Origin of the sequence: Apilactobacillus quenuiae, from assembly GCF_002994005.1 — a bacterium.
Classification (GTDB): domain Bacteria; phylum Bacillota; class Bacilli; order Lactobacillales; family Lactobacillaceae; genus Apilactobacillus; species Apilactobacillus quenuiae.
On the sequence record NZ_POSN01000002.1, the window covers coordinates 237929 to 261933 of the forward strand.

At 30.0% G+C, this 24005-nt stretch carries 22 protein-coding genes; 9 read left to right on the forward strand and 13 right to left on the reverse strand.

All coding sequences use genetic code 11. The annotated features are described in order from the left end of the window. Positions 1 to 36 precede the first annotated feature (36 nt). The 4 genes from C7N44_RS03605 to C7N44_RS03620 form a co-directional block, all read right to left on the reverse strand. The gene (locus tag C7N44_RS03605) at positions 37 to 1449 is read right to left on the reverse strand and encodes a PH domain-containing protein (RefSeq protein WP_105956534.1); all 1413 of its coding nucleotides are present in this window, start codon (positions 1447 to 1449) and stop codon (positions 37 to 39) included. Next, positions 1439 to 1900, reverse strand: coding sequence for a PH domain-containing protein (locus C7N44_RS03610; protein ID WP_105956535.1), 462 nt, complete (start codon positions 1898 to 1900; stop codon positions 1439 to 1441). Before C7N44_RS03610 ends, C7N44_RS03605 begins: the two co-directional genes overlap by 11 nt. A 4-nt stretch (positions 1901 to 1904) precedes the next feature. After that, positions 1905 to 2390 (reverse strand): methylated-DNA--[protein]-cysteine S-methyltransferase, encoded by a 486-nt coding sequence (locus C7N44_RS03615; protein WP_105956536.1) that lies wholly within the window; start codon positions 2388 to 2390, stop codon positions 1905 to 1907. 106 nt (positions 2391 to 2496) lie between these two features. Further along, the gene (locus tag C7N44_RS03620) at positions 2497 to 2973 is read right to left on the reverse strand and encodes a C40 family peptidase (protein ID WP_105956537.1); all 477 of its coding nucleotides are present in this window, start codon (positions 2971 to 2973) and stop codon (positions 2497 to 2499) included. 201 nt (positions 2974 to 3174) lie between these two features. Here C7N44_RS03620 and C7N44_RS08065 point away from each other — a divergent pair, with 201 nt between their 5' ends. After that, the gene (locus C7N44_RS08065) at positions 3175 to 4479 is read left to right on the forward strand and encodes a DUF3290 family protein (protein WP_105956538.1); all 1305 of its coding nucleotides are present in this window, start codon (positions 3175 to 3177) and stop codon (positions 4477 to 4479) included. 1295 nt (positions 4480 to 5774) lie between these two features. Here C7N44_RS08065 and C7N44_RS03630 read toward each other — a convergent pair. Further along, positions 5775 to 6377: a nitroreductase family protein gene (locus C7N44_RS03630; RefSeq protein WP_105956539.1), complete on the reverse strand. Its 603-nt coding sequence runs from the start codon at positions 6375 to 6377 to the stop codon at positions 5775 to 5777. Positions 6378 to 6520: 143 nt separating this feature from the next. On the opposite strand from C7N44_RS03630, the gene C7N44_RS03635 reads away from it, so the two are divergent. After that, positions 6521 to 6844 (forward strand): DMT family transporter, encoded by a 324-nt coding sequence (locus tag C7N44_RS03635; protein WP_105956540.1) that lies wholly within the window; start codon positions 6521 to 6523, stop codon positions 6842 to 6844. A 31-nt stretch (positions 6845 to 6875) separates the two neighbouring features. Here the strand turns inward: C7N44_RS03635 and trhA are convergent, their stop codons facing one another. Both trhA and C7N44_RS08115 read right to left on the reverse strand, forming a co-directional pair. Beyond that, the gene (gene trhA, locus C7N44_RS03640) at positions 6876 to 7547 is read right to left on the reverse strand and encodes a PAQR family membrane homeostasis protein TrhA (RefSeq protein WP_105956541.1); all 672 of its coding nucleotides are present in this window, start codon (positions 7545 to 7547) and stop codon (positions 6876 to 6878) included. Between the two features lie 114 nt (positions 7548 to 7661). After that, positions 7662 to 8048: an aggregation-promoting factor C-terminal-like domain-containing protein gene (locus tag C7N44_RS08115; protein WP_225362933.1), complete on the reverse strand. Its 387-nt coding sequence runs from the start codon at positions 8046 to 8048 to the stop codon at positions 7662 to 7664. 239 nt (positions 8049 to 8287) lie between these two features. Here C7N44_RS08115 and C7N44_RS03650 point away from each other — a divergent pair, with 239 nt between their 5' ends. The 7 genes from C7N44_RS03650 (at position 8288) to C7N44_RS03680 (ending at position 16502) form a co-directional block, all read left to right on the forward strand. Beyond that, entirely contained in the window at positions 8288 to 9199 is a 912-nt protein-coding gene (locus C7N44_RS03650) for an ABC transporter ATP-binding protein (protein WP_105956542.1), read from the forward strand. Further along, the gene (locus C7N44_RS03655; RefSeq protein WP_105956543.1) at positions 9199 to 9945 is read left to right on the forward strand and encodes an ABC transporter permease; all 747 of its coding nucleotides are present in this window, start codon (positions 9199 to 9201) and stop codon (positions 9943 to 9945) included. The genes C7N44_RS03650 and C7N44_RS03655 overlap by 1 nt, the downstream gene beginning before the upstream one ends. 136 nt (positions 9946 to 10081) lie before the next feature. Further along, a complete protein-coding gene (locus tag C7N44_RS03660; protein WP_105956544.1) occupies positions 10082 to 10876 on the forward strand; it encodes a hypothetical protein in 795 nt (264 codons plus the stop codon). A 153-nt stretch (positions 10877 to 11029) separates the two neighbouring features. Continuing rightward, complete coding sequence (locus C7N44_RS03665) at positions 11030 to 11482, forward strand: MarR family winged helix-turn-helix transcriptional regulator (RefSeq protein WP_105956545.1); 453 nt, start codon at positions 11030 to 11032, stop codon at positions 11480 to 11482. A gap of 332 nt (positions 11483 to 11814) precedes the next feature. Then, entirely contained in the window at positions 11815 to 13185 is a 1371-nt protein-coding gene (locus C7N44_RS03670; RefSeq protein WP_225362934.1) for an amino acid permease, read from the forward strand. Between the two features lie 331 nt (positions 13186 to 13516). After that, positions 13517 to 14842, forward strand: coding sequence for an amino acid permease (locus tag C7N44_RS03675; protein ID WP_105956654.1), 1326 nt, complete (start codon positions 13517 to 13519; stop codon positions 14840 to 14842). A 181-nt stretch (positions 14843 to 15023) separates the two neighbouring features. After that, positions 15024 to 16502: an APC family permease gene (locus tag C7N44_RS03680; protein ID WP_105956546.1), complete on the forward strand. Its 1479-nt coding sequence runs from the start codon at positions 15024 to 15026 to the stop codon at positions 16500 to 16502. 48 nt (positions 16503 to 16550) lie between these two features. Here the strand turns inward: C7N44_RS03680 and C7N44_RS03685 are convergent, their stop codons facing one another. From C7N44_RS03685 to C7N44_RS03710, 6 genes are all read right to left on the reverse strand, one after another. Next, positions 16551 to 17888, reverse strand: a complete 1338-nt coding sequence (locus C7N44_RS03685; protein WP_105956547.1) for an FAD-dependent oxidoreductase — start codon at positions 17886 to 17888, stop codon at positions 16551 to 16553. Positions 17889 to 18006: 118 nt separating this feature from the next. Further along, the gene (locus tag C7N44_RS03690; protein WP_157945028.1) at positions 18007 to 19284 is read right to left on the reverse strand and encodes a glycosyltransferase family protein; all 1278 of its coding nucleotides are present in this window, start codon (positions 19282 to 19284) and stop codon (positions 18007 to 18009) included. Positions 19285 to 19436: 152 nt separating this feature from the next. Continuing rightward, on the reverse strand, positions 19437 to 20660 hold the full coding sequence (locus C7N44_RS03695) for an MFS transporter (RefSeq protein WP_157945029.1): 1224 nt from the start codon (positions 20658 to 20660) through the stop codon (positions 19437 to 19439). A 111-nt stretch (positions 20661 to 20771) separates the two neighbouring features. After that, entirely contained in the window at positions 20772 to 21173 is a 402-nt protein-coding gene (locus C7N44_RS03700) for a hypothetical protein (protein ID WP_105956550.1), read from the reverse strand. A gap of 21 nt (positions 21174 to 21194) precedes the next feature. After that, complete coding sequence (locus C7N44_RS03705; RefSeq protein WP_105956551.1) at positions 21195 to 22415, reverse strand: MFS transporter; 1221 nt, start codon at positions 22413 to 22415, stop codon at positions 21195 to 21197. Between the two features lie 127 nt (positions 22416 to 22542). Further along, the gene (locus C7N44_RS03710) at positions 22543 to 23913 is read right to left on the reverse strand and encodes a hypothetical protein (protein ID WP_105956552.1); all 1371 of its coding nucleotides are present in this window, start codon (positions 23911 to 23913) and stop codon (positions 22543 to 22545) included. Between the last annotated feature and the right edge of the window lie 92 nt (positions 23914 to 24005).

Consider the following 24005-nt stretch of genomic DNA (forward strand, 5'->3'; position numbering starts at 1 on the left):
TGTCAATGTTTTGTGTACAAAATATTTTTTAAATTATTAACTTTGATACCATTTATATATTCGCTTAGCAATATCTGCGTCAATATATCTAGAGATAATTTCACCAGAAGAATCTCCTCGTCTTTCAGATATTTTCAAATGTGCTAAATTATTTTTTTGCATCCAAATGCTTTCTCTTAAAGTTATCGATTGAATGCAATGCCAATTTATAAAATGTAAATGACGATTAAAGAATCGACAGTTTTCAATCACTAAATCATCATTTTTAATAACTTTAACCCCATTATGACGATATCGATAAAATCCGTTAAATATAACTGCAAATAGTATCATTATTTCTATAAAAAAAGAAATGGTTAACCAATTATTTCCATTTAATAACAATGGTAATGGTAATAAAAGAGTCCACAAACTATTTCTAATAAACAACCAAACCGAATAAGCACGTTGTCCTAATATTTTAGGATCTTTTGATGGTAAATTATCAAAAAATTGGTTAGCAATTGTATATAAGTTTTTAGAATTTAAAACCGGAATAACAATAGGATCTTTAGTATTAGTGCTTTCTTTTCGATCGGAGATAATTGTAATTTTAACAGTTGTTAGTTTAAATAAACTTCGAATGATATTTTGTGAAAAGTTAATGCTTTGAATACGCTTAATATTTATTCTGAGTGTTTCTTTCTTTAGTAACCCCCGACTGAAAGTTAAGTAGCCATCCTTTTTAGTAAGTGTAAATCGATAGTATTGAATCCATATCGAGATATAACTAACAACAAAAGCAATTATTAATAAAATAAAAATCTCTAGTATAACTATTATAATTCCTTTGCTACCTAAATAATTAAAAAACGCATCCTTATACTTAGCAGAGATTGCAAATGAATACCTTTGATAAAATTCAAATAAAATAAATAATCCAAATAAGCCTCTAAAACTAGTTAAAGCAAATAAATTCATTGAATGATTAGAAATTTTATACTGTGCATCAAAGTTATTATTAACATCTGACTTTGTAATTTTATTTTCAGGTTTCGAGTTAATAGCAATGGCTTTTTTATTTTCCAATAAATCAGCTACATTTTCATTAACCGCAACTAAATCAATATTGGAATCAGAATGACTAGCATTATCAATAATTACTTCTTCTAACTTAAAAGGTTTCAAAAAGAACCATTGTTTGCGATGAATATTTTGAATTCTCTCATAAGGCATATGTAACTCTTTTTTGAAAAAAATACCGTGTTTTACCAACAATTGGTTATCTAAGATTGAATAACGGTATGTAAAATATGATGCAATCTTATATACTAATAAAAATAAAGCAAAGACAGGTGTAATCCAAACAAAATTAATCCATATACTTATGACCAATATTCCTACAACTTGAGAAATGTAATTTCTTATGCCAAATAATAAAGCTAATGGGTTTAAAAGTTTATTTTTCATTTCTGGCCTCCATTGCTAGATCCATAACCTGCTTTCTAATAAGTTGAGCTTCTTGATGCGTAACTGCTTCAATTCTATGGTTATCGCCGGCAGTATCAATATCAACACTATTTAATTTTTGCATTCTTAATAACGGTCCTTGGTCCAAGTTAACATTTTGAACTCGGGCAATTGGAATTGAGGATAGCTTTCTAAAGAAAAATCCTTTTTGAATTTCAACATATTCTTCTGCAATTCTATATTTATTAAACGCATATCGATATGGAATCAAAGATAATTCACATATTAACTCAAGTATTCCAATACCTAAAACAATAAAAGAAATCCAAGTTGGCCACTTAATAAAAGCCAACAAAAACCTAGATACTACAAAAAATAGTATCCAACAAATAAAAGTAATAATTGAAGCCTGCATCCATATTTTTTTAACATTTTCAGGTAATTTTTTCATAAAACTACTCCTTTTCGATATTTAAAAGATATTTAATAAATGCAGAGTTGTTTCTAAGGCTGTTTTTATAATCAACACCTGTAATTCGATGACTTGGGATTAAAATAATTAATGGGTTAGATAAAATTGCTTCTTCAACTTGTGATTTGCTTTCAGAAAACTGGTTGGCAAAATCAATGAAATCAATGGTTTCACCATATTTAATAGTTGTAATTGCAGACCATACTTTCTTTTGGAACTCACTACCTGCTAAGTCCATTGGTAGGTCAAAATACTGTCGATTACCATCTAAATATTCACGAATTTGAATTTTATATTCTTCTGTTTGCTCATTGCCAAATTTAAACTCTGCTTTTAACTTTGGATAAAAGTCATATATTTTAGAAATACCACAATTAGGATTATTAACAAAATTTATACCACCATCATTAACAGTAAATATTATTTGAATATTATTGTACTCAATTTCATCCCATAATAATTGTTTCATAAACGATTTTCATTCCTATCTGTAATATACATATGAACATATTACCATAGTATTAAATAGCAACATAATAAAATAAAAAGCAGATAGAAATTAATCTATCCGCTTCTTATTTCATAATTCTAGAATATCCAACTGCATGCCACCAAGGAGCTTTAACATTTTCACGAACGACTCCTCTGTTTTGTGAATCAATCATTTTGCCTTTTCCAATATACATTCCAACATGATAAATGCTACGTTTACTTCCACCAAAGAAAACTAGATCACCTGGTTTTAAATGATGTTTAGACACCTTTATGCTACTTCTATATTGAGCTTGGGCAGTTCTAGGTAAATTTTTGCCATAGCCATGTTTATAAACATATTTAACAAATCCTGAACAATCAAAGGATTTAGGTCCAGTTGATCCATAGACATATTTCTTTCCTAATTGTTTTTTAGCTACTTTATATAATTTATTAAAATTTTCTTGCTGAGATTTTTTATTTGCAGAAACAGTTTGTGCATTAGCTAAACTAAATGTAAATAAGCCTAGTAATAATGATATAAATAATAATATTTTAAATATCGGTATAGATTTCATTTAATTACCTTCCTTATTAATAAAATTTTCATCCGTTCTTTAATTCAGTATTCAGAATTATAGGACAAAAATAATACTATTCAGCTACACGTAGGTGTCAAAATGATTAAAAATCTATTACCGAATATTACTTAATGGTCTAAAACTTCAAAAGGTCTTATAATATATATGTAAAAAAATTTTATTAATGCAGGTGATTTTTTGGATTTATATTCTTATCATTACTTAACCCACCCTAATACTTTTATTTATTACATATTATTGGTAGTAGCAATTATCTTTGGTGGTTTTATAATATTCAATGGTTTTAAATATATGCGTGATCGAACTAATCTTAAATATCGAGATATGTTTATCATGTTAATTTTGCTGGCTATTTTATCAATAAGTTTAGTATTTGCTAATATATTGCAACAAAATAATTCGAACAGTCAAAATTCACAGACTGTTAAAATGGTACAAAGAATTAGTAAAGATATGAAAGTTCCTAAATCAAAAATATATACAAGCAGTACTCAGTTGACTAATGGGATGACAATTTTAGTTAATAAAAAGTATTATGAGGCTAACTTCAATTCAACTTTTAACAGTTATAGTTTGACTAAAAGTGGTTTAATTGATAATAAAGTTAATATTCATAACGAATCACAATTCAATTTAGGACCAATTAACCAGCAATATTTCAACATATTCTTAAAATTATTGATTGGTTTTGTGATGTTAGTAATTCAGATTAATCTTTCTGGAAAAGGTAATTTAGCGCCTTCAAATGCTGTTGATCAATTACAAAATTATGTTCTTGGTGGAATTATTGGTGGTATGATCTATAGTGAAACAGTTACCACATTACAATTCTTTATCGTATTATTAATATGGTCTTCGATCATTTTTATCAGTAGAATACTCATCCGTCAAAGTCAATTTTTCAAAAAATTGCTTGCTGGTGAACCTAAGAACATTATTAAAAATGGTTTTATAAATGTTGATACTGCATTAAGAAATGGTCTTTCTGCATCAGACTTAGCATTTAAATTAAGAACTCAAGGTGTTCATAATTTTAAAGATGTTCAATCTGCTGTTCTAGAACAAAATGGCCAATTAACGATTAATACATTTGGTGATGAATCAATGAGTTATCCTATTATTACTGATGGTAGTGTTAATATGGATGTTCTTGAAAGAATGGGTCATAGTGAAGAATGGATTAATGATTTAGTGAAAGATAGTAATAAAGAAATTTCTCAAATTTTTCTAGGCCAATATGTTGATGATCATTTGGTAATTATTTCGTACCCTACTAAACCAAAAAGGCCTTGGTATTATGAATTAGGTGCTCAAATGTCTAATTTCAATTCGAATCATCATCTTACTCCTGATCGAATTAAAAGGTCCAAATCAATAAAAAAATTAAAAGAATTTTCCCAAAGAAGACATCACGAATACAAAAATGATAAAGACAATCAACAAAGTGACAAGAGAAATCTCCGTCATCAAAATCGTAAATAATTAGTTATGAAAATACAAAAATAGGGCTGTGATATAAGCCTCTAAAAAATGCTCGTTGGAATTTAATTTTTCTAACGGGCATTTTTTATATATAATAAAAAAACGATATCAAGACCGATATCGTTTTAATAATTCCCTACTGAAAGAAAATAAAAATTAATACTAACTCTAATTTAACTATTACAGATTGGCAATACAAATAAAATCATCAAGCTAAAATTATTAATAAAGTAGTTAAAGTAATTGGTGCCGATAATTCATATATTTTTGGTAGACCACACAAATACGAACTACAGTCATTATTAAAATTAACGTTATTTACATATTCAAAGGGAATCTTTAGCATTCAACAAATTAGTACTTTAGCAGAAGAAAGTCTACCGGGACGTTGGTTAACGCAAAACTCATTTTCTTCCTATTGAATTATTTGCCTATTCAGGGTTTATGATGAAGCAGAAAACTTAATTAATAAATGCAAGGACTTTTTAACACACAGTTTACGAAAGAATAAATACATTGACAATGTTAGTTTTATTGATGGAACTAACATTCTGGAAAATGCCAATAAATACTCTTTTGCTTGACTTAAAAATATAATAAGTTTTGATAAACTAAATCGCAAAATCATTATTAATTTACTACATGACATGAATAGTGTTAAATATATGGGTGAGATTCCGGAGAAGTCTAAAATTTCATTAGATGATTTAAACGAAATTATTATTCATTTAGAAGATTTAAATGCCAAAATTAAATAAGATAATCAATTATCACCTAATTCAAATAAACAAATAAATTATCAAAAAAGTAATAAAATATTTGCCAATCATAATAGTTATTCTAAAGCTGATCATGATGCCACTTTTATGCGAATTAAAGAAAATTTCGTGTTAAATGGTCAATTCATTACCAGCTTTTATATTTATCAAATCCTCACTGATTTCTCGCACTTTAATTTCTTTCTGAAAAAAATGTAAAAATAATAGTTTAGAAAAATACATTGTTTTTAATACTGACTATGAATCTGAAATAAATTATCGTTTTATTGAAAATGAATTAAGTAATTCCATATGGACTGATGCTCAAAGAAAGATAAAAGATAGATGTAGAATCAGTTTTGGGTAGACTCAAGGCTTCTTTGCATTTTAATGGCATTAAACATAAGAAAACTAATGACGAAAATCATTAATTTTATAATTTCAAATATAAAAAAATAGGATTTACGTTGAAAATTAACGTAAATCCTATTTTTTAAGAGACTTACGTAACAGCCCCATTTTAATTAAGATATAAGATTATTTAAAGATTTTGAAACGCTTATCATCATCCATGTAATCTTTGTCGCCAGCTGGTGATTCAATAGAACCAAAGTCCATTTCACTACGTAATTTCCAGCTTTCAGGAATATCAAATTCCTTAGCAACATCTTCATCAATTAGTGGATTGTAGTGTTGTAAGTTAGCACCAATTCCATTTTCAGCTAAACCAGTCCAAACAGCATATTGAGCATTACCTTGTGATTGTTCTGACCAATCATAAAAGTTTTGTGCATATGCTGGGAATTGGTCTTCAAGTCCATGCACAACATCCATATCAGTAAAGTATAAAACTGTACCAAATGAATTACTAAAAGCATTAATTTTTTCAGTAGTTGCCTTAACAGCATCTTCTGATTTTAAATGTGGTTTTAAGTTATTTAAAACAATGTCCCACAATTTCTTATGATAGTCATTAAATAGAATAACTGCACGAGTTGATTGACTATTAAAAGGAGTAGGAGCTTGCTTGATAGTTTTCTTAATAAAATCTGAAATTTCTTCAGGAGTTTGATCAACATTTTTACCTAAAGCATAAATTGAACGGCGTTGTTTTTGTAAGTTTAATAAATCTGTCTTCATAAAAAGCATCCCTCTTTCTTAATTATTAAATATATTATATCACTTACTTTTTATAAGTAAAGTTTTTTGATTATTTTTTAAACATTCATAAATATCAATGTTATGATTTAATTGTGAAGATATTTTGATTGAGGTTAAAGTATATGTTCTATTATTTATTTCTATTTTTAGCTATTGTCGGTGAAATTATTGGCACCAATTTATTAAAAATGTCCATGGGATTTTCTAGAATTATTCCAGCAATAGGTGCAGTCGTGTCTTTTATATTGTGCTTTTACTTCTTATCAATTGCTATGATCAAAATTCCTTTAAACATTACATATGCTGATTGGAGCGCAATTGGAATCCTAGTAACTACAATTATCGCAATCTTTGTGTATAAAGAACCAACTAATATTGCATCCGTTATTGGAGTTGCGCTTATCATCGTGGGCGTTATATTGCTAAATTTATTTAGTCCAAAATAATACCGTTAAGCTAAACACTTAACGGTATTTTTTATACATATATATATATTGAAAAGTACATCATAATTGTTCCTAATAGAACAAATAAATGCCATATAACATGGCCAAAGGGAATTTGTTTAAAACTATAAATAACAGCACCTAATGTGAAAGCAATTCCGCCAAAGAATAGTAAGAAGAATCCAGTGACTCCTAAATACTGGTACAATCTAGCAATTCCTAAAAGACACATCCATCCCATAACTACATACATAATAGTAGATAAAGTTTTATACTTTCCCATCCAGATTGACTTATATACAATTCCCATAATTGTTATTGCCCAAATAATTCCAAAAATAGTCCACCCTAGCCATCCTTGAATTGCAACTAAGCAATACGGAGTATAAGTTCCAGCAATTAGTAAATAAATGGCCGAATGATCAAAAATTTGAAATAATTTTTCAGCACCTGTGAAATATAGACTATGAAATAAAGTTGAAGCTAGATAAAAGATTATTAACATTCCGCCATAAATAGAAAATGTAGTAATCCGTATTGCTCCGCCTTCAAATGCACCGTGAATAATCAGACAGACTGCGCCTGCTATGGCAAGTAAAACCCCAATTCCATGGGTAATAGCACTAAATATTTCATTTAATAAAAAGTATCTCTTGCTTCCTACCCAAGAAATCTTATTAGCATTTGCATTAGTCTGTTTCATTAAATCATTCCTTACATTTCGTTTTTATACATTATATAACCATGTAATCTAGTTTTCAATACTAGATAAAAGATTGTAAAAAAATAATTCCCAAAATTGGGAATTATGGAATATTTAATACCAGCCATGTGATAACCAAAAGTTTTTGGCACCGACCCATGATCCATAGCGACTATTAGCATAATGGTTAGCAGTAAGTTCTTGATTACTTGCTGAATAATTACCATGATAAGAAGCAATTGATAATTGATATTTACCATAACAACTTCCATTGCTTGCACTATATGAACCACCTGATTCACGCATAGCAATAAAGCGTTTGGCAGCTGCATTAGCAGCAGACATTTTACTATGATGGCGTCTATGATGTTTATTTATATGTACGATATTTTGTCTATGTTTAGCATTAGCGCTAACATTGTTCTGTGGTAATAAAAACAAAATCGCAGCGAATAATGTGATAACACTTAAAATTGATATAAATGTTTTATTCGAATGCATATATGTTTTCCCTCCTCTAAGTTACGTTAATAATGTTACATCAAATTTCTTACGAGGAGATTAACTAATAATTACATTTTATTTACATAATATTTCGTTATTGAAATAATATTATACTATTAGAACCTCGTTTCTAATAGTATAGATGTTAATTTTAATTTTGCTCCTTGACTTTCTAATGTTTTTATAATATAGTTAGTTACATAAGTAAATAACTAATTAATGAAGGAGATTATGTTATGAAAGTGCTTGAAGTAAAAAACTTAAATAAAAAGTTTGGCCAAAAACAAGCCTTATTCAACGTTACATTTGACGTTGAACCAGGAACTATTTTAGGACTTATTGGTCCGAATGGTGCTGGTAAGTCTACAATTATGAAGAGTATTGTTGGTTTAACTAGTTATAATTCTGGATCAATTAAGATTAATGGTGAAAGTTTAACTAAGAACAATCGTAAGAGTTTACAAAACGTGGGTTCAATGATTGAATCGCCTGCTCCTTACCTAAGCTTAACTGGTTATCAAAACCTTAAACTATTTAATGATGGTTCAACTACAGATGGTGAAATTCAAGAAATTATGAAGGATACACAAATCGATTCCTTCTGTAACCGAAAAGCCAAAAAATATTCATTAGGGATGAAGCAACGTTTAGGAATTGCTATTTCATTATTAAATCATCCTAAGTTATTAATCTTAGATGAACCTATGAACGGTCTCGATCCTCAATCAACTCACGATTTACGTGACTTACTATTGAAATTATCAAAACGTGGTATTAGTGTTCTAATTTCAAGTCATTTACTTGATGAATTGGCTCGTATTGCCGATTATTATGTTGTTATTAATCATGGTCGTGTTGTTAAGGAATCCGATGCCAAATCATTCTTATCAAGCGACAATCAAAATATTAAGTTCGCGACTGATGATACAGAAAAAGCTTACAATGCATTAGTTCAAGCTGGTTTTGAAGCTAAGATTAATGACAAAATTGTTGAAATCAAAGATGATGGTGATGCAATGAACAAAGCTTTAGCTGCATTAAACAATGCCGGTCTTGAAATCCAAGATGTATCAAAAGATAAAGCTGACTTAGAAGAATCATTGTTGAACCTATTAACTGAAGATAATAAAAAGGAGGAAACTAAATAATGTTAACTCTATTAAGACAAGAAATTTATAAACAAATTCATGGTAAGTTTTATATTGGCTGGCCAATTGTGATGTTATTAATGTCATTAATTGGTGGATACTTTATATCATCAAACAAACATGGATTTTCACACAATGGCTTTGCTGAAAACATTTTTAGTATAAATATTGAATTTGCTCTAATTGCGATGGTTGTATTTTCAAGTACTATTATGATTGGAGATTTTGCAAATAATACTGTTAAATATCTATTTTCACGTCAATTTTCTAGATTACAAATTTTCATTTCTAAATTAGTTACTACATTCTTTATGTATATTTATTTAATCGTAATGAGCTATATTTTTACTTTTATTACTAAAATTATTTTTGCATCTTCTGGTGACTTTGGCATGAAATATATTTTACAAGACATGTTCGGTATATCATGGTTCTTATTATTATTACTTCCAATGGTAATGCTAGTAAGTAATATCGTTAAAAATAATGGAGTTGCCATTGCACTAGGAATTTTATTTTTCTTTGCTTCAAGCATTATTAATCCGTTTTCAATGCTTGTAATGAAAAAATTTGAAATATTAAAATTTAACCCTATAAACTTTTTAAATATAAATGTTCAATTTACTGATCATACAATGAAAGCAATGACCCATCTTTCATTAACCTCAATGGAAATTGGTATTGTTATATATGCTCTAATCTTTACAGCAATTGCATACGTCATCTACAATCATAGAAATGTTTAATTAAAAATAAATAATTAAATTATTTAAGCACTCAATTTATTAAACTAAATTGGGTGTTTTTCTATTGACTAGTTCCGTGAACGTGATAAACTCATGACATGATTAACTTTCGTTAAAGACCTGGGAGGTCAAAAAATTGAGTGATTTATTAAAACAAGAAATGAATAGTCGTAATCGTAAAATCTTTGGTTTTATGGCATTAGGATTATTCATCGTAACTATCATTATGGCCATTACTGGTATGGAAACCAAAACCTTAAATGGGTGGAAATGGATGAACCAATTTGGTGCTGTAACCGGTGTAATTGAATTATTAACAACTATTATTGTTGCTACCAGATTTGCTGGACAAGAAAGTAATGCTCAAGTTAAAGAAAATATGAAAAATCATAGTAAGGCTTCTATCTTTTTTTCAAAAGTGATTACCATTTTAATTTCATATTTAATTTTATTATTAGTAGCAATTATTGCCGTTATATTAATGAAATATCTAGTGTTCCCTCACAAACCTTTAGCGGGAACTTTAGCTCAAGAATTAAGCTGGGCTGTTCTTGGTAATATTGCTTACTTCTTCATTTTCCAATCATTTGTCATGATGGTAATCGGCTTCTGCAAAACTTGGTATGGAGCAATCGCTTTTGGCGTTGCATGTACTTGGATTACAGAAATTATTGCTGGAATCTTCATGATTTTCATCTATACCCATCGTAAATTAATTTACAACCCATTTAATTTCTTCTTTGTTGAAAAACAAATTCAAGATGGAATGAAACATATGATGACCAGATTACAATTACCAATGATTATTAAAGGATCATTATTATATGCATTAATCTTCTTTATCATTGCATTCGTCCTATTTGTTTATGTTCGTAAATTTAATACATGGGATGATAAAGAAAAAACTGATAAAATAACTAAAAAAGCATAATTAACTATAAAAATAGAGCACCGTAAATTAATATTTACGGTGCTCTATTTATTTCCTTGACCAATTTTGATTTAGTGATATATTTTATATTGTATACAATTTATTGATACGCTATACTTTTATACATACTAGAAAAGAAGGGAGTTATATAACATGACTAATAAGATCACATTAGATAACCAAATCTGTTTTCAAATCACTAGAGCACATCAACTATTTAACAAATTTTATCAAGAACCTTTAAGTAAATTCAACTTAACATATGTCCAATACGTTACTTTATTATCACTATGGGAAAAAGATGAGGTTACCGTAAACTATCTTAGCCAAAAACTTGGCTTATCTAATGGAACGTTAACTCCATTATTAAAACGTTTAGAAAAAGCAGGTTGGATCACTAGAACTCGTGATAAAAAAGATGAACGTCGAGTATTAATTAAATTAACTGAATATGGTGCTAAACAAGAGGAACCCATCACCAGTACTGTCCAAGGTTGTTTAAATAGTCTAGGATATAATGATGAAACATTCCAAAAAACTATGGATACAATTCTAGATGTCCAGCATCGGCTGGAAAAATCAGAAGCAGAAAAAGCGAAAAGTTAAAATTGTTTTAGTTTCGTTGACATATGTATTTTCTCAGTATACAATTGTAATTAATTGAGAAAAGACATGATTATATTTTTCGATTTTTCAGAGAGATTTAGCATTTTCTGCAAGTTAAGTCATCATCATAATATGATTACCACTTTTCAAAATATTTTGGCGGATAATGCCAAATCAGATTGTTCTGTTAACGACTAATGAGAGTATATAGTAATTTTATTGCTATATAAATATGGGTGGAACCACGTAAAATACGTCCCTAGTACATTAATTTGTGCTAGGGATTTTTTATTTCACCATAAACTCAAATATTTTAAAGAAGGTGAATAGTTATGGCAGATAAAAACAATAATTTAGAAAGAAAACTTAGTGCTCGTCATATGAAAATGATTGCATTAGGTGGAACCATCGGTGTAGGACTATTTATGGGAGCTAAATCAACCATTGATTGGACTGGTCCTTCTGTATTATTAGCATATGGCATTGCTGGACTCTTTTTATACTTAATCATGCGAGCTCTTGGTGAAATGTTATATGTACATCCTATTACTGGGTCCTTTTCGCAATTTGCTTCTATGTACATGCATCCCGTTTTTGGTTTCTTAACTTCATGGAGTAATATATTTCAATACTTAGTGGTTGGGATGTCAGAAGTAATTGCTATTGGTACATATATGGAATTTTGGTGGCCTAACCTACCTAATTGGTTACCAGGAATTGTGGCAATTATTTTCTTATGTATAGCTAATTTAATTTCTGTTAGTGCATTTGGTGAATTAGAATATTGGTTTGCCTTAGTTAAAGTTGTAACCATCGTTGCAATGATCATTGTTGGATTAGTATTAATCGTTTTTGGTTTTAATGGCATTGGCCCTACTGGAATTTCTAATATTTGGAATTTTGGTTTCTTTGCTCACGGAATTAAAGGTTTCTTCTTTGCATTAGCAATTGTTATTGCTTCTTACCAAGGAATTGAACTAATTGGGGTTACTGCTGGTGAAGCTGAGGATCCTAAACATACTTTAGTCAAAGCTATTCAAGATACAATTGGTAGAATTTTAATTTTCTATATTGGCGCTATTTTTGTTATCTTAAGTATTTATCCATGGAATAAAATCAATTCAATTGGTTCCCCATTTGTTGAAACTTTCTCCCAAATTGGAATTACCTCTGCAGCAGCCATTATCAATTTTGTGGTTGTCACTGCTGCTTTATCTGGTTCCAATTCAGGAATTTACAGTGCTAGTCGTATGTCATATCTATTAGCACAACATCATCAAATTCCTAAAATCTTTAAGAAATTAAATAAACACGGTGTCCCCTTTGTATCCGTCATTAGTATTTCAGCAGGAATTCTTTTTGGATTAATCCTAAATGTAATCTTACCAATGATCAATCCGTCTGCTAACCAAATTTTTGTTTATGTATACAGTTCTTCTGTACTACCTGGAATGGTGCCTTGGTTTATTATTTTAATTTCACAAATTAGATTTAGAAAACAACATCCAGAAGAAGTAAAGAACCATCCATTCAAAATGCCACTATCCCCTTACACAAACTACATTACTTTAGTTTTTCTATTAATTACATTAGTATTTATGTTTATTAATGGTTCAACAAGAATTCCATTAATTATTGGTGTTATATTCTTAATTGTTATGACAATTATTTATTTTGTAAAATATAATAATTCTGAAAGATAATAATTATAAATACACAATAATTGACAGATTAAGCTATATATAATATATTTCTTAATGCTAAATTTATATATAAAGTAGAATTAAGTCTTACTGGGGAATAACAATGAAAATTTATCGACAAGATACAAGGGAGCGCTTTGATAGTATTTTATGATATATAATTAATAAATTTTATTTTTCAAACATTTATTAGTAACATTGTTACCCAATCCCTAGTACAATAGATAGTGTACTAGGGATTTTTCTACATAAATATATTTATAGGATGGTGAAAATATTGGCAGAAAAGAAGAAAGAAGAAGAATTAGAAAGAAAGCTTAGTTCTAGACATATGCAAATGATTGCCCTTGGTGGAACTATTGGTGTTGGTTTGTTTATGGGTGCTAAGTCAACAATTGCTTGGACTGGTCCTTCTGTATTATTAGCATATGGCATTGCTGGAATCTTCTTATATTTAATTATGAGAGCGCTTGGTGAAATGCTTTATGATAATCCAATTAGTGGTTCATTTTCACAATTTGCAACAGAATATATGCATCCAATTTTTGGTTATCTAACCGCTTGGAGTAATATTTTCCAATGGATTGTTGTTGGTATATCTGAAATGATTGCAATTGGAACATATATGCAATTTTGGTGGCCAGGAATTCCATCGTGGGTTCCAGGCATTATTGCTATTATTTTCTTATGTATTGCTAACCTAATTTCGGTTAGTGCATTTGGTGAATTAGAATATTGGTTCGCATTAATTAAAGTTGTGACTATTATTGCTATGATCGTTGTTGGTGCTGTTGTGATTGTATTAGGTTTCAATGGAGTTGGCCCTACTGGTATCTCTAATTTATGGTCACATGGTTTCTTTACAGGTGGTGTTAAAGGATTCTTCTTTGCCTTATCAATTGTATTTGCTTCATATCAAGGTATTGAATTGATTGGGGTTACTGCTGGTGAAGCTGAAGATCCTAAACATACTTTAGTTAAGGCTATTCAAGATACAATTGGTAGAATTTTAATTTTCTACATTGGTTCTATTTTTGTTATGTTAGCAATTTACCCATGGGATAAGATTGTTAATATTGGTTCTCCATTTGTTGAAACATTCTCAAGAGTCGGCATTAGTTTTGCTGCATCTATCATTAACTTTGTAGTTCTAACTGCAGCTCTATCAGGCTCTAACTCAGCTATTTATAGCTCAAGCAGGATGTCATATCTATTAGCACAAAATGGTCAACTACCAAAGCGTTATAATAAGATGAACAGACATGGAGTTCCATACATTTCAGTTATTTCAATCGCAACTGGAATTTTACTTGGTGTATTATTAAACGTAATCCTACCACTTTTCTATAAAGGTGCTAGTCAAATCTTCGTTTATGTGTACAGTTCCTCTGTACTACCCGGGATGGTTCCTTGGTTCGTAATTATTGTTTCTGAATTAAAATATCGTAAACTATATCCAGAACGTATCAAGAATCACCCATTCAAAATGCCATTTGCACCTTTTTCAAACTATTTAACTTTAGCAATGTTAGCAATTACACTAGTATTCATGTTCTTTAATGATGATACTAGAATTCCATTAATCGTAGGAGTTGTATTCCTAGGGTTTATGACAATTTTATACTTTGCTAAATTTAATAAAAAAGAAAATAAATAATTAAAATAATTAGTAGCCACCCTTGAATTATAAATTTAAGGGTGGCTATTTTCATGATACAATAGTGATTATTGGCCAATCTTTACTTGACATAGATAATATATTTAATTAGAATTCTAAGTAATTTCTAATCATTTTTTAATAAAAAGTTGTTTTTACAACTAAGAAAGAGGTAATGCTTATGGGAAATCTTTTCAAAAGAATGAATCGAAAAGAAGATCCTAGTGTTTATGAACAAAAAGATTCTAAAATGATTCGATCAATGACTACTAAAGATTTTTTGGCTTTAGGAGTTGGAACCATTGTATCAACTGCAATCTTCACTTTACCTGGTGTGGTTGCAGCTAATAACGCTGGCCCTGCAGTTACAATATCGTTCTTATTAGCCGCAATTGTAGCTGGATTAGTTGCCTTAGGCTATGCTGAAATGGCTTCAGCAATGCCATTTGCTGGCTCTGCTTATTCATGGATCAATGTTATTTTTGGCGAATTTTGGGGCTGGGTCGCTGGTTGGGCCCTATTAGCAGAATACTTTATTGCCGTTGCATTTGTGGCAGCTGGATTATCAGCTAATTTTAGAGGATTAATTGCCCCATTGGGAATTAATATTCCAACCGCATTATCTAACCCAATTAGTGCTCCCGGCGGATTTATTGATATTTGTACCGTTGTGATTATTTTAATTGTTGCCTTTTTAATTACTCGTGGTGATAATAAAACATCAAAAATTGAAAATATTTTAGTAATTTTAAAAGTTTTAGCTATTTTAGTATTTATCTTTGTAGGATTATTCGCAATTCATATTCAAAACTATATTCCATTTGTTCCTGCACCTCGTACTAATCCAGATGGAACTGCATTCGGTGGCTTTGGTGGTATTTATGCTGGGGTTTCAGTAATTTTCTTATCGTATATTGGTTTTGATTCAATTGCGGCAAATTCTGCTGAAGCTAAAAATCCACAAAAAACGATGCCTCGTGGTATCATCGGTTCTTTAGTAATTGCAGTTACTTTATTCGTAGCTGTATCGCTAGTTCTAGTTGGAATGTTTAAATACACTAACTATGCTAACAATGCTGAACCAGTTGGTTGGGCACTACGTCAAAGTGGCCATCCATATGTAGCTTCCGGAGTTCAAATTGTAGCAGTTGTCGGAATGTTCACTGCCTTAATTGGAATGATGATGGCAGGTTCTAGATTGCTCTATTCATTTGGTCGTGATGGGATGTTACCTAAGTTCTTAGGTAAAGTTAGTGATAAACATAAATTACCCGTTAATGCAATTTTAACCATTACAGTAATTTCAGTCTTGATTGGGGCTTTTCTAACATTTAATTTCCTATCACAATTAATTTCAGCTGGAACTTTAATTGCTTTCATGTTTGTTTCAATCGGAATTTATCCGTTAAGAAAACGTGAAGGTAAGGATATCAATATGCCTGGATTTAAAATGCCATTTTTCCCTGTTATGCCAGCACTTGGTTTTCTAGCTTCGTTATGGGTATTCTGGGGATTAGATGCTGATGCTAAGTTATATGCTTTGATTTGGTTCATCATAGGTATGGTTGTGTACTTTGCTTATGGAATGCATAATCGTGCTAAAGCACAAGTAGCTGAATTAAGAGATAAAAATAACGATTTTGATAATAAAATTGAATAAATAAAAATAGATAACTCATTTTTGAGTTATCTATTTTTATGCAATATTTTATTTAGTTTCTTTTTCTTGAGCAGCTTGACCTAAAAGATTCAAATAATTAAATGGCCGATCAAAATTGGGTTGGAATAGCATATCTACCATTGCTAAATCATCGATTGTATTTCGGTTTTGAATACATACTGACAAAGTATTAGCTGATTGAGAGATATCATACTTGCTCATTAGTGAGCCCCCAAGAATACGGCGAGTATTAGGATCATAAACTAAGGACATTAAGACTGGTTTGGTCGTAGGCATAAATTCAGGGCGATAATTATCTTCGATGACAACTGAATGGACATCAATTCCTTTACTTTCGGCCATTGCCACCGTCATTCCAGTCGATACAATCGAGTAATCATATAATTGTAATCCTGAAGATGATTGTGTCCCCATATATTTAGCCGTAGGTTGATTAATATTTTCCCCCACTAGCATTCCTTGACGAACCGCATTAGTGGCTAATGGAATATATTCATTTGTATCTGTTGGATTGTAATGGACAGCAACACTATCACCGGCACCAAAAATATTAGGATCAGAGGTTTGCATATATTCATTAGTTAATAATGCCCCATTAGGTAACATATCAACTTTATCCTTTAATAATTCAGTATTAGGTAAAAATCCAACACATAGAATTGCCATATCGGTATGAATTTCCTTTTGATTAGTAGTAAGAATTAGTTCATCATTTTCTTCAAATTTTTCTACACGTTGATTTAATTCCAAATTCACATCGTGAGCTTGATATTGTTGTTCAATTACATCAGTGAATTCTCGATCAAAATACTTAGACATCACTCGATCATTAGTGTCGATTAAAGTAGTTTCATGACCGTGATTAGAAAAGGCTTCAGCTAACTCCGCACCAATGTAGCCTCCACCTACTACCGCAATGCGTTTAGTGGTTTTAGCTTTTTCAAATAGGATTTGTGCATCGTGCCAATTCTTACAGAAATAAACATGCTTATTATTTCTGCCTTCAATTGGTGGCAAAACCGGTCTAGAACCTGTTGTCATTACTAACTTGTCATAGTGGTCTGTCTTAGTCGAACCATCAGTTAATTTTTCAACAACAATGGTTTTAGTTTCTGGATCAATGGATTTAACATTGTGTGACATTTGAATATCTGCTCCTAAGTCAGATAATTCTTTAGGATTAGAATAAAATAAACCGTTAGGATCTTTTACTTTACCATCTAAATACAATGCAATTCCACATGAAAGAAATGAAATATTATCATTTCTTTCATAAACAGTTACTTCAGCTTGTGGATTGTTTTTCAAAGTTTCCTTAACTGCAAAAGTTCCAGCATGAGTACAACCAACTACAATGATTTTCATATTCATTACCTCATAATTAAATTTATCAATAATTAACTTGATGCATATAATTATATACATTGTGAAATAAAACACAATTAATTTGACTCATAAAAAAAGATTGCTTTTAAGCAATCTTTTAATTTATTCTTGAATTCATGTATAAATATACCCTTTTCCAAACATAATTATAACTGTAAGGTAATCTCTTAAAGACTTTATATTTAGACTTAACTTTCTTATTATTTGAGACAGCGTACATAACATTCTCAGTAAAAAAATTAATATTTTTATTATTAATATTAACTGATTTATTCTTATGCTGCTTAATTGCAGAAAATTGATTGTATAGAGAATAAGATACTGGAATTCGATTAAATACTTCATAATGAATAGATTTTAATGATAATAAAGGGATAAAAATAAAGAAAACAATTAGCAATAATTTATAACTAACCTTATTTGATCTATATTCATAAGAATAAAAAAAATAAGAAAAACATATTAATTCATAGATTAATAATGAAGGATACATATATCTTAATAACAACATTGGTGTTGAGTATATTGACATCAAACTAGATAATAAAACAGTTAAAAAATTAACCATAAATAAAATCACTAAACTACTTTTTTCTTTAATTTTAGGATCTTTGAGCATCCAATAAAATGGAATAATAAATAATATTGCAAAAAAAGCAATTTCTAGAAAATTCTGTAATAAAAAGTGCCGACTAATCCAAAATCCTTGTGAAGCATGAACTATCTGTTTTCTAATTCCATATAATATCCAAGGAATATAGAGAATAAGATATATAATTCCGCTTAAAAAATATTTCATTCCATTATCGTAATCGTGTTTATATAAAGACCAAACAAAATAGCAAAGCAAGAATAAACCAGCCATCATAGCGGTAAAATAATGCGAGTATGCGGAAAGTTCAAATAATATTACTGAAAATGTTAGCTTTGAAACTTGTTTTGATTGATGAAAAATAATTAGATAATAAAAGCCCATCACTAAAAATAAAGCTGCTAATGAATACATTCTAATATTAATGATTGGTTGTAAATCCATAGGTTGATGAACATTATAATTAAACAATCCCAAAACATTAGGTAACAATATCATTAATATTAATTGATAAATCCAAGCAATTTTAATACCAAGCATTTTTGAAATCATTCTAATATAAATGAAAGAAAGTAGTGCACATAATATAGAGAATAATCTTCCTACAATGATTTCACTTAATAAAGTGTGCTTATAAAATAATAAACAACTAAAAACAAACTTTATTATTATGTAATATAATGGTGGATGCACATCCAACGCATCAGTTCTAATAATGTCCAAATAACTACTATGAACTAAAGTTAATGTAAATATTTCATCCTTAGCCAGTGTTAATTTCATATATAACATTAAAATGAATAAAATAATTATTATACATATAATATTTTTATACTTTTTTATAAAATAAATTTTTTACATCCCCTAATGATAACTTTTACAAATAATTATAACATCATAAATAAAAAAGATGATTATTCATCAAGAACAACCATCTATTCATCAAATTCATAGCTATTTCGTAACTCTGGGACTTTCCATTTCATTAAAATAAAAGTAATTAAAACAACTAATGCACTTACATAAAAGACAGCATTGTAATCCCAAATTGAGGAGACAACACTTCCTAAAATTGATCCAATACAGATTCCTATTGCCTGTGCACCCTGATTTAAACTAAAAGCCATTCCAGTTGAACTAGCTGGTGTCCCTTTAGCTAATAAGGTTTGTACTGATGGGAATAATGCCGCATTGGAAATTCCAGTTAAGAATCTAAAGAAACCAAAGAACAGAACACTAGGAGCAAATCCTTGAGGGAACAAGAATAGAATTGCTAATAAGAAACCTAAAGTTAATACCTTATTAGTCCCATGTTTATCACCAAAACGACCAAATAATGGGGATACCATAACCATACCAATTCCAGGCATAGCAGCAACAATACCGGAAACAACTGAAATATCACCACTGCCCCCCATTAGTTCTTTAACATATAAAGTAATTAGTGGATTGATTGAATTATTCATAATTTGTAAGGCAATTGAAATCACCAAAATCCAAATTACAAAATGGGGATTGGAAAATCCTTGGATAATTTTGATAAATGATTGTTTCTTCTCTTTCAACTTGGCAGGATCTGGTTTGAAATATTCTTCTACAAAAATAAATGTTAATAGGAAGAAAGAAAAAAGTAATAATCCAGTTATCATAAACGATACTCGAATGCTGACAAGGCGGACTAAGAAGCCACCAAAAATAGGTCCAACTAGAAATCCACTAGTATATCCTGTCGATAACCAACTTAAGGCATAGCCAGTATTTTTACGTGGTGTCCCGGTCGCAACTAAAGCAATAGAATTAGGAATAACCCCATCAAAGAAACCTTGTAAGGCTTTTAAAAATAATAGTTCCCAAATATTGGTACAAAATGCCATTAAGAATATGGTAATGGCGGAACCAAAAGATGTCTGAAGGACTAGCCTTTTACGACCATGGCGATCTGCAAAGCGTCCCCACATTGCTGAAGTAAAGATAACCACAATAAATGGTGCCGCATAAATAATACCACTCCAGATAGCTAACTCACTTTTACTAAAATCGCCTAATTGCGCAATATATAATGGCTGAAACGGAATAATTTCACTAAAGGCCACTCCAGTTAAAAATGTCCCAAACAATAATATCCATAAGTTTTTACGCCAATATGAATTATCGTCCAAATTATAACCCCCTATTATATTTACTGTGTAATTACCAACATAACGACTATTAAAATAAAAGGCAAGAAAAAAGTAACAAAATCCATATTAAGATTTTGTTACTTTTTCAATCTAAATTAACTTACCATTCTTATCAACAGTTACCATTGAACCCTCATCTTGATGATTTTCAAATTTACGATGCAACAAAGCAATGCATTCATCAATACAATAACCCAAAGTCATTTCTTGATGAAAATGAACTTTAGCAATTTCACGAACACTATCAATTTTTTTCAAATATGCATCAATAAAATCATTTAAATATTCATTATAGCTTTGCGTTACTTTAAATAAGTTATAACCATTTTCACTATCAAACTTAGCTACATATAAATTATCATCGTTGATTTGTGTTTGTAGAATCATCTTTTTAATTGCTGATTTATCAAAATTAATCGCTAATTGAGTCAAATCATCTTTAGATAAATTACTATCTGCCAGCTCAATAATATGTTCATTATGTCGACGCATTTTATAGATCTCCTTATTCAGTTACTTATTTTTCCTAATTTCAGGTACTCGCCATTCCAAAAGAATTAAGTTCACTACTAATAATAACGCGGTAAAAACAAAGACTCCACTATAATCAAACAGATTAGAAATAAATCCACCCATCATTGAACCTACCACTGCCCCAATGGCTTGTGCAGCTTGATTCAAGCTAAATACCATCCCAGTAGACCCAGCAGGTGTCTTTTTAGCTAACAATGTTTGAATAATTGGATAAATTGCTGCGTTTGAAATCCCAACTAAGAACCTTAAAATTCCTAGCACAATTACACTAGTAAAAAATCCCTGTGGTAAATAAAAAATAATAGAGAAAATAAATCCATAAATCAAAATTTTATTTGAGCCAATCCGATCACCTAAGCGTCCCCAAAATGGTGAAGCAATTAGCATAGCAATACCTGGAAGTGAAGAAATAACCCCGGCTACTACGGTAATTGGCCCATGATTATTCATTAATTCTTTTACAAATAAACTAATAACTGGATAAATTGAATATAATCCTGCCTGTACGATAATAGTAGAAACTAATAACCAGGCCGTCAATTTAGGATTAGGAAATTCCCTTAGAAAGTGAATATCAAATAATGAAGTTTGCTTTTTTATTTTATTAGGATCCGGTTTAAAAGTTTCTTTAACCATAAAAAAGCTAAGCAAGAATGATAAGAATAATAATCCACCAGTGATAAAGAAAGTTACTCGAATGGAAAACAAGCCGGCTAAAAAGCCACCCAAAATAGGGCCTAATAGATTACCTCCAACATAACCAGTCGTAATAATGCCTAATGCATAACCCTCTTTTTTCTTAGGGGTTTCAGCCGCAACTAGTGCCGTTGCATTGGGAATAACGCCTGCAAAAAAGCCTTGTGCTGCTCTTAATGCGACTAATTCCCAAGCGTTGGTAACTAATCCCATTAAAGTAATTGCAATTGCAGAACCAACAGTCGTCTGCAATAACAATCTTTTTCGTCCGTGCCGATCAGCAAAGCGTCCCCACATCGGTGCAGTGACTGCTACTACAATAAAAGTTGCAGCATACACTAGCCCACTAACCATGGATAAGGCCCCATGTGAGAATTTTCCAAGCTCACTAACATATAATGACAAGAATGGAATTACTTCACTGAATCCCGTTCCCGCAATAAATGTCGCAAACCACAATACTAATAAATTTCTTCGCCAAATCGGCTGACTAGAATCACTCATAGAGTGAAAAAACCTCTTTTCTTAAATTCAATTCAAATGTATAACAATAATAACTGAGTTATTATATCATAATATGTAAAAACATATTAGTAGCTAAAAAAGATTGATGAAAAATTATTCATCAATCTTACTTCACACTATCCATTTCAACATTATCAAAAGTACCATGGAATAATTTTCGATTATCATTACCAAATAAATGCCTAATTTCAAAGTCTTTAATTTTAGCTTTTTTATTAATTGAGTCGATATAAACAATCTTTTGAGCAATTGCATTCGTACTTTGATTAGGATTAATGTTAATAATATCATGAGGAATATCTTTATAACCATCAACTGATTCCATAAGATTAAAAGTGCGAAGGTCATAATTTACGATTTGACTTTGCAATGCTAATCCCACGTTCATAGCAATTAAAATTGATAACAAGAATCCATATATATAGTTTAAAATATGGCTAATAACATGTTGCCAACTACTAGATAACATATGTCCAATAATAACTACGATAAAGAAAATAAAAACAAAGTAAATTGGATAACCATATCTAGCTAAATAAATAGGTCTAAATAAAAATGAAACCAATAGTCCGGTAATTGCAGTGAACATAAAATCAGCCATTACAAAGGAAAACAATAAATTAAATTTTTTAGGCATTTTACGATAACTCCAAATAATCGGATAGATACATAAAACCATAAACCCAATTGCAGCCCATAAATCAAAATTTTTTTGTGTATTTAAATCAGTAAATAAATCAACTAGATCTGTTAAAACAGTTTCCCAATTCATTGGTGGAATCCAATAATTTTTGGCTACTGATTGCACTTGAAAGTATGCAACAATTCCCCATGGAACAAACATCCCGACAAACAGACCAATTGATATCTTCAGCGAATGCGTATCATATTTTTGAAAAACAAACTTAACAAAATATAAAACCAATAGCCATCCTGCTGAAACTGCCGCAAAATAATGTGTATATGAAGCCAATGATGCAAAAATAACTGCCAAAATAATATGTCCTGGTTTATGCGAATTATCATAATGTTGTAATTGATTCAACAACAATGCTAGTAATAATGCTGCTAATGCATACATTCTAACTTGTGTCGCATAATGCATAATACTAGGTGCTAAAAATAATCCTGTCCATTGAAGTGCATTCCCACCAGTGGCATTTAGTGATTTAGCTGTTTTTCCTAAAACAATAAAAGAAAGTAGTGTAATTATATATGATAAGGTACGGGCAAAAATTACTTTAATAAAAAGTGAATTAGTCCAAAAAGTAGTGATAATCAAATATGATTTTAAAACTATGTAATAAAATGGTGGGTGCACATCCATTGAATCAAGGTTAATAATATCAGAATAACTATGTTTTACTAATGCCATTGTAAAGCTTTCATCTCGCCATAACGTTGGATGCATAAAAAATACGGCGTAAAGAATCGATATTATAAATAACAAAAATGTAATTTTACCTTTTTTGCTCATGTAGCTGCTCCTTTCTTACTCAATAATAATATTATAATATATAAAAAAGTAAAGCAGACGAAAAAATCGTCTGCTTTGGAAAATTATTTTTA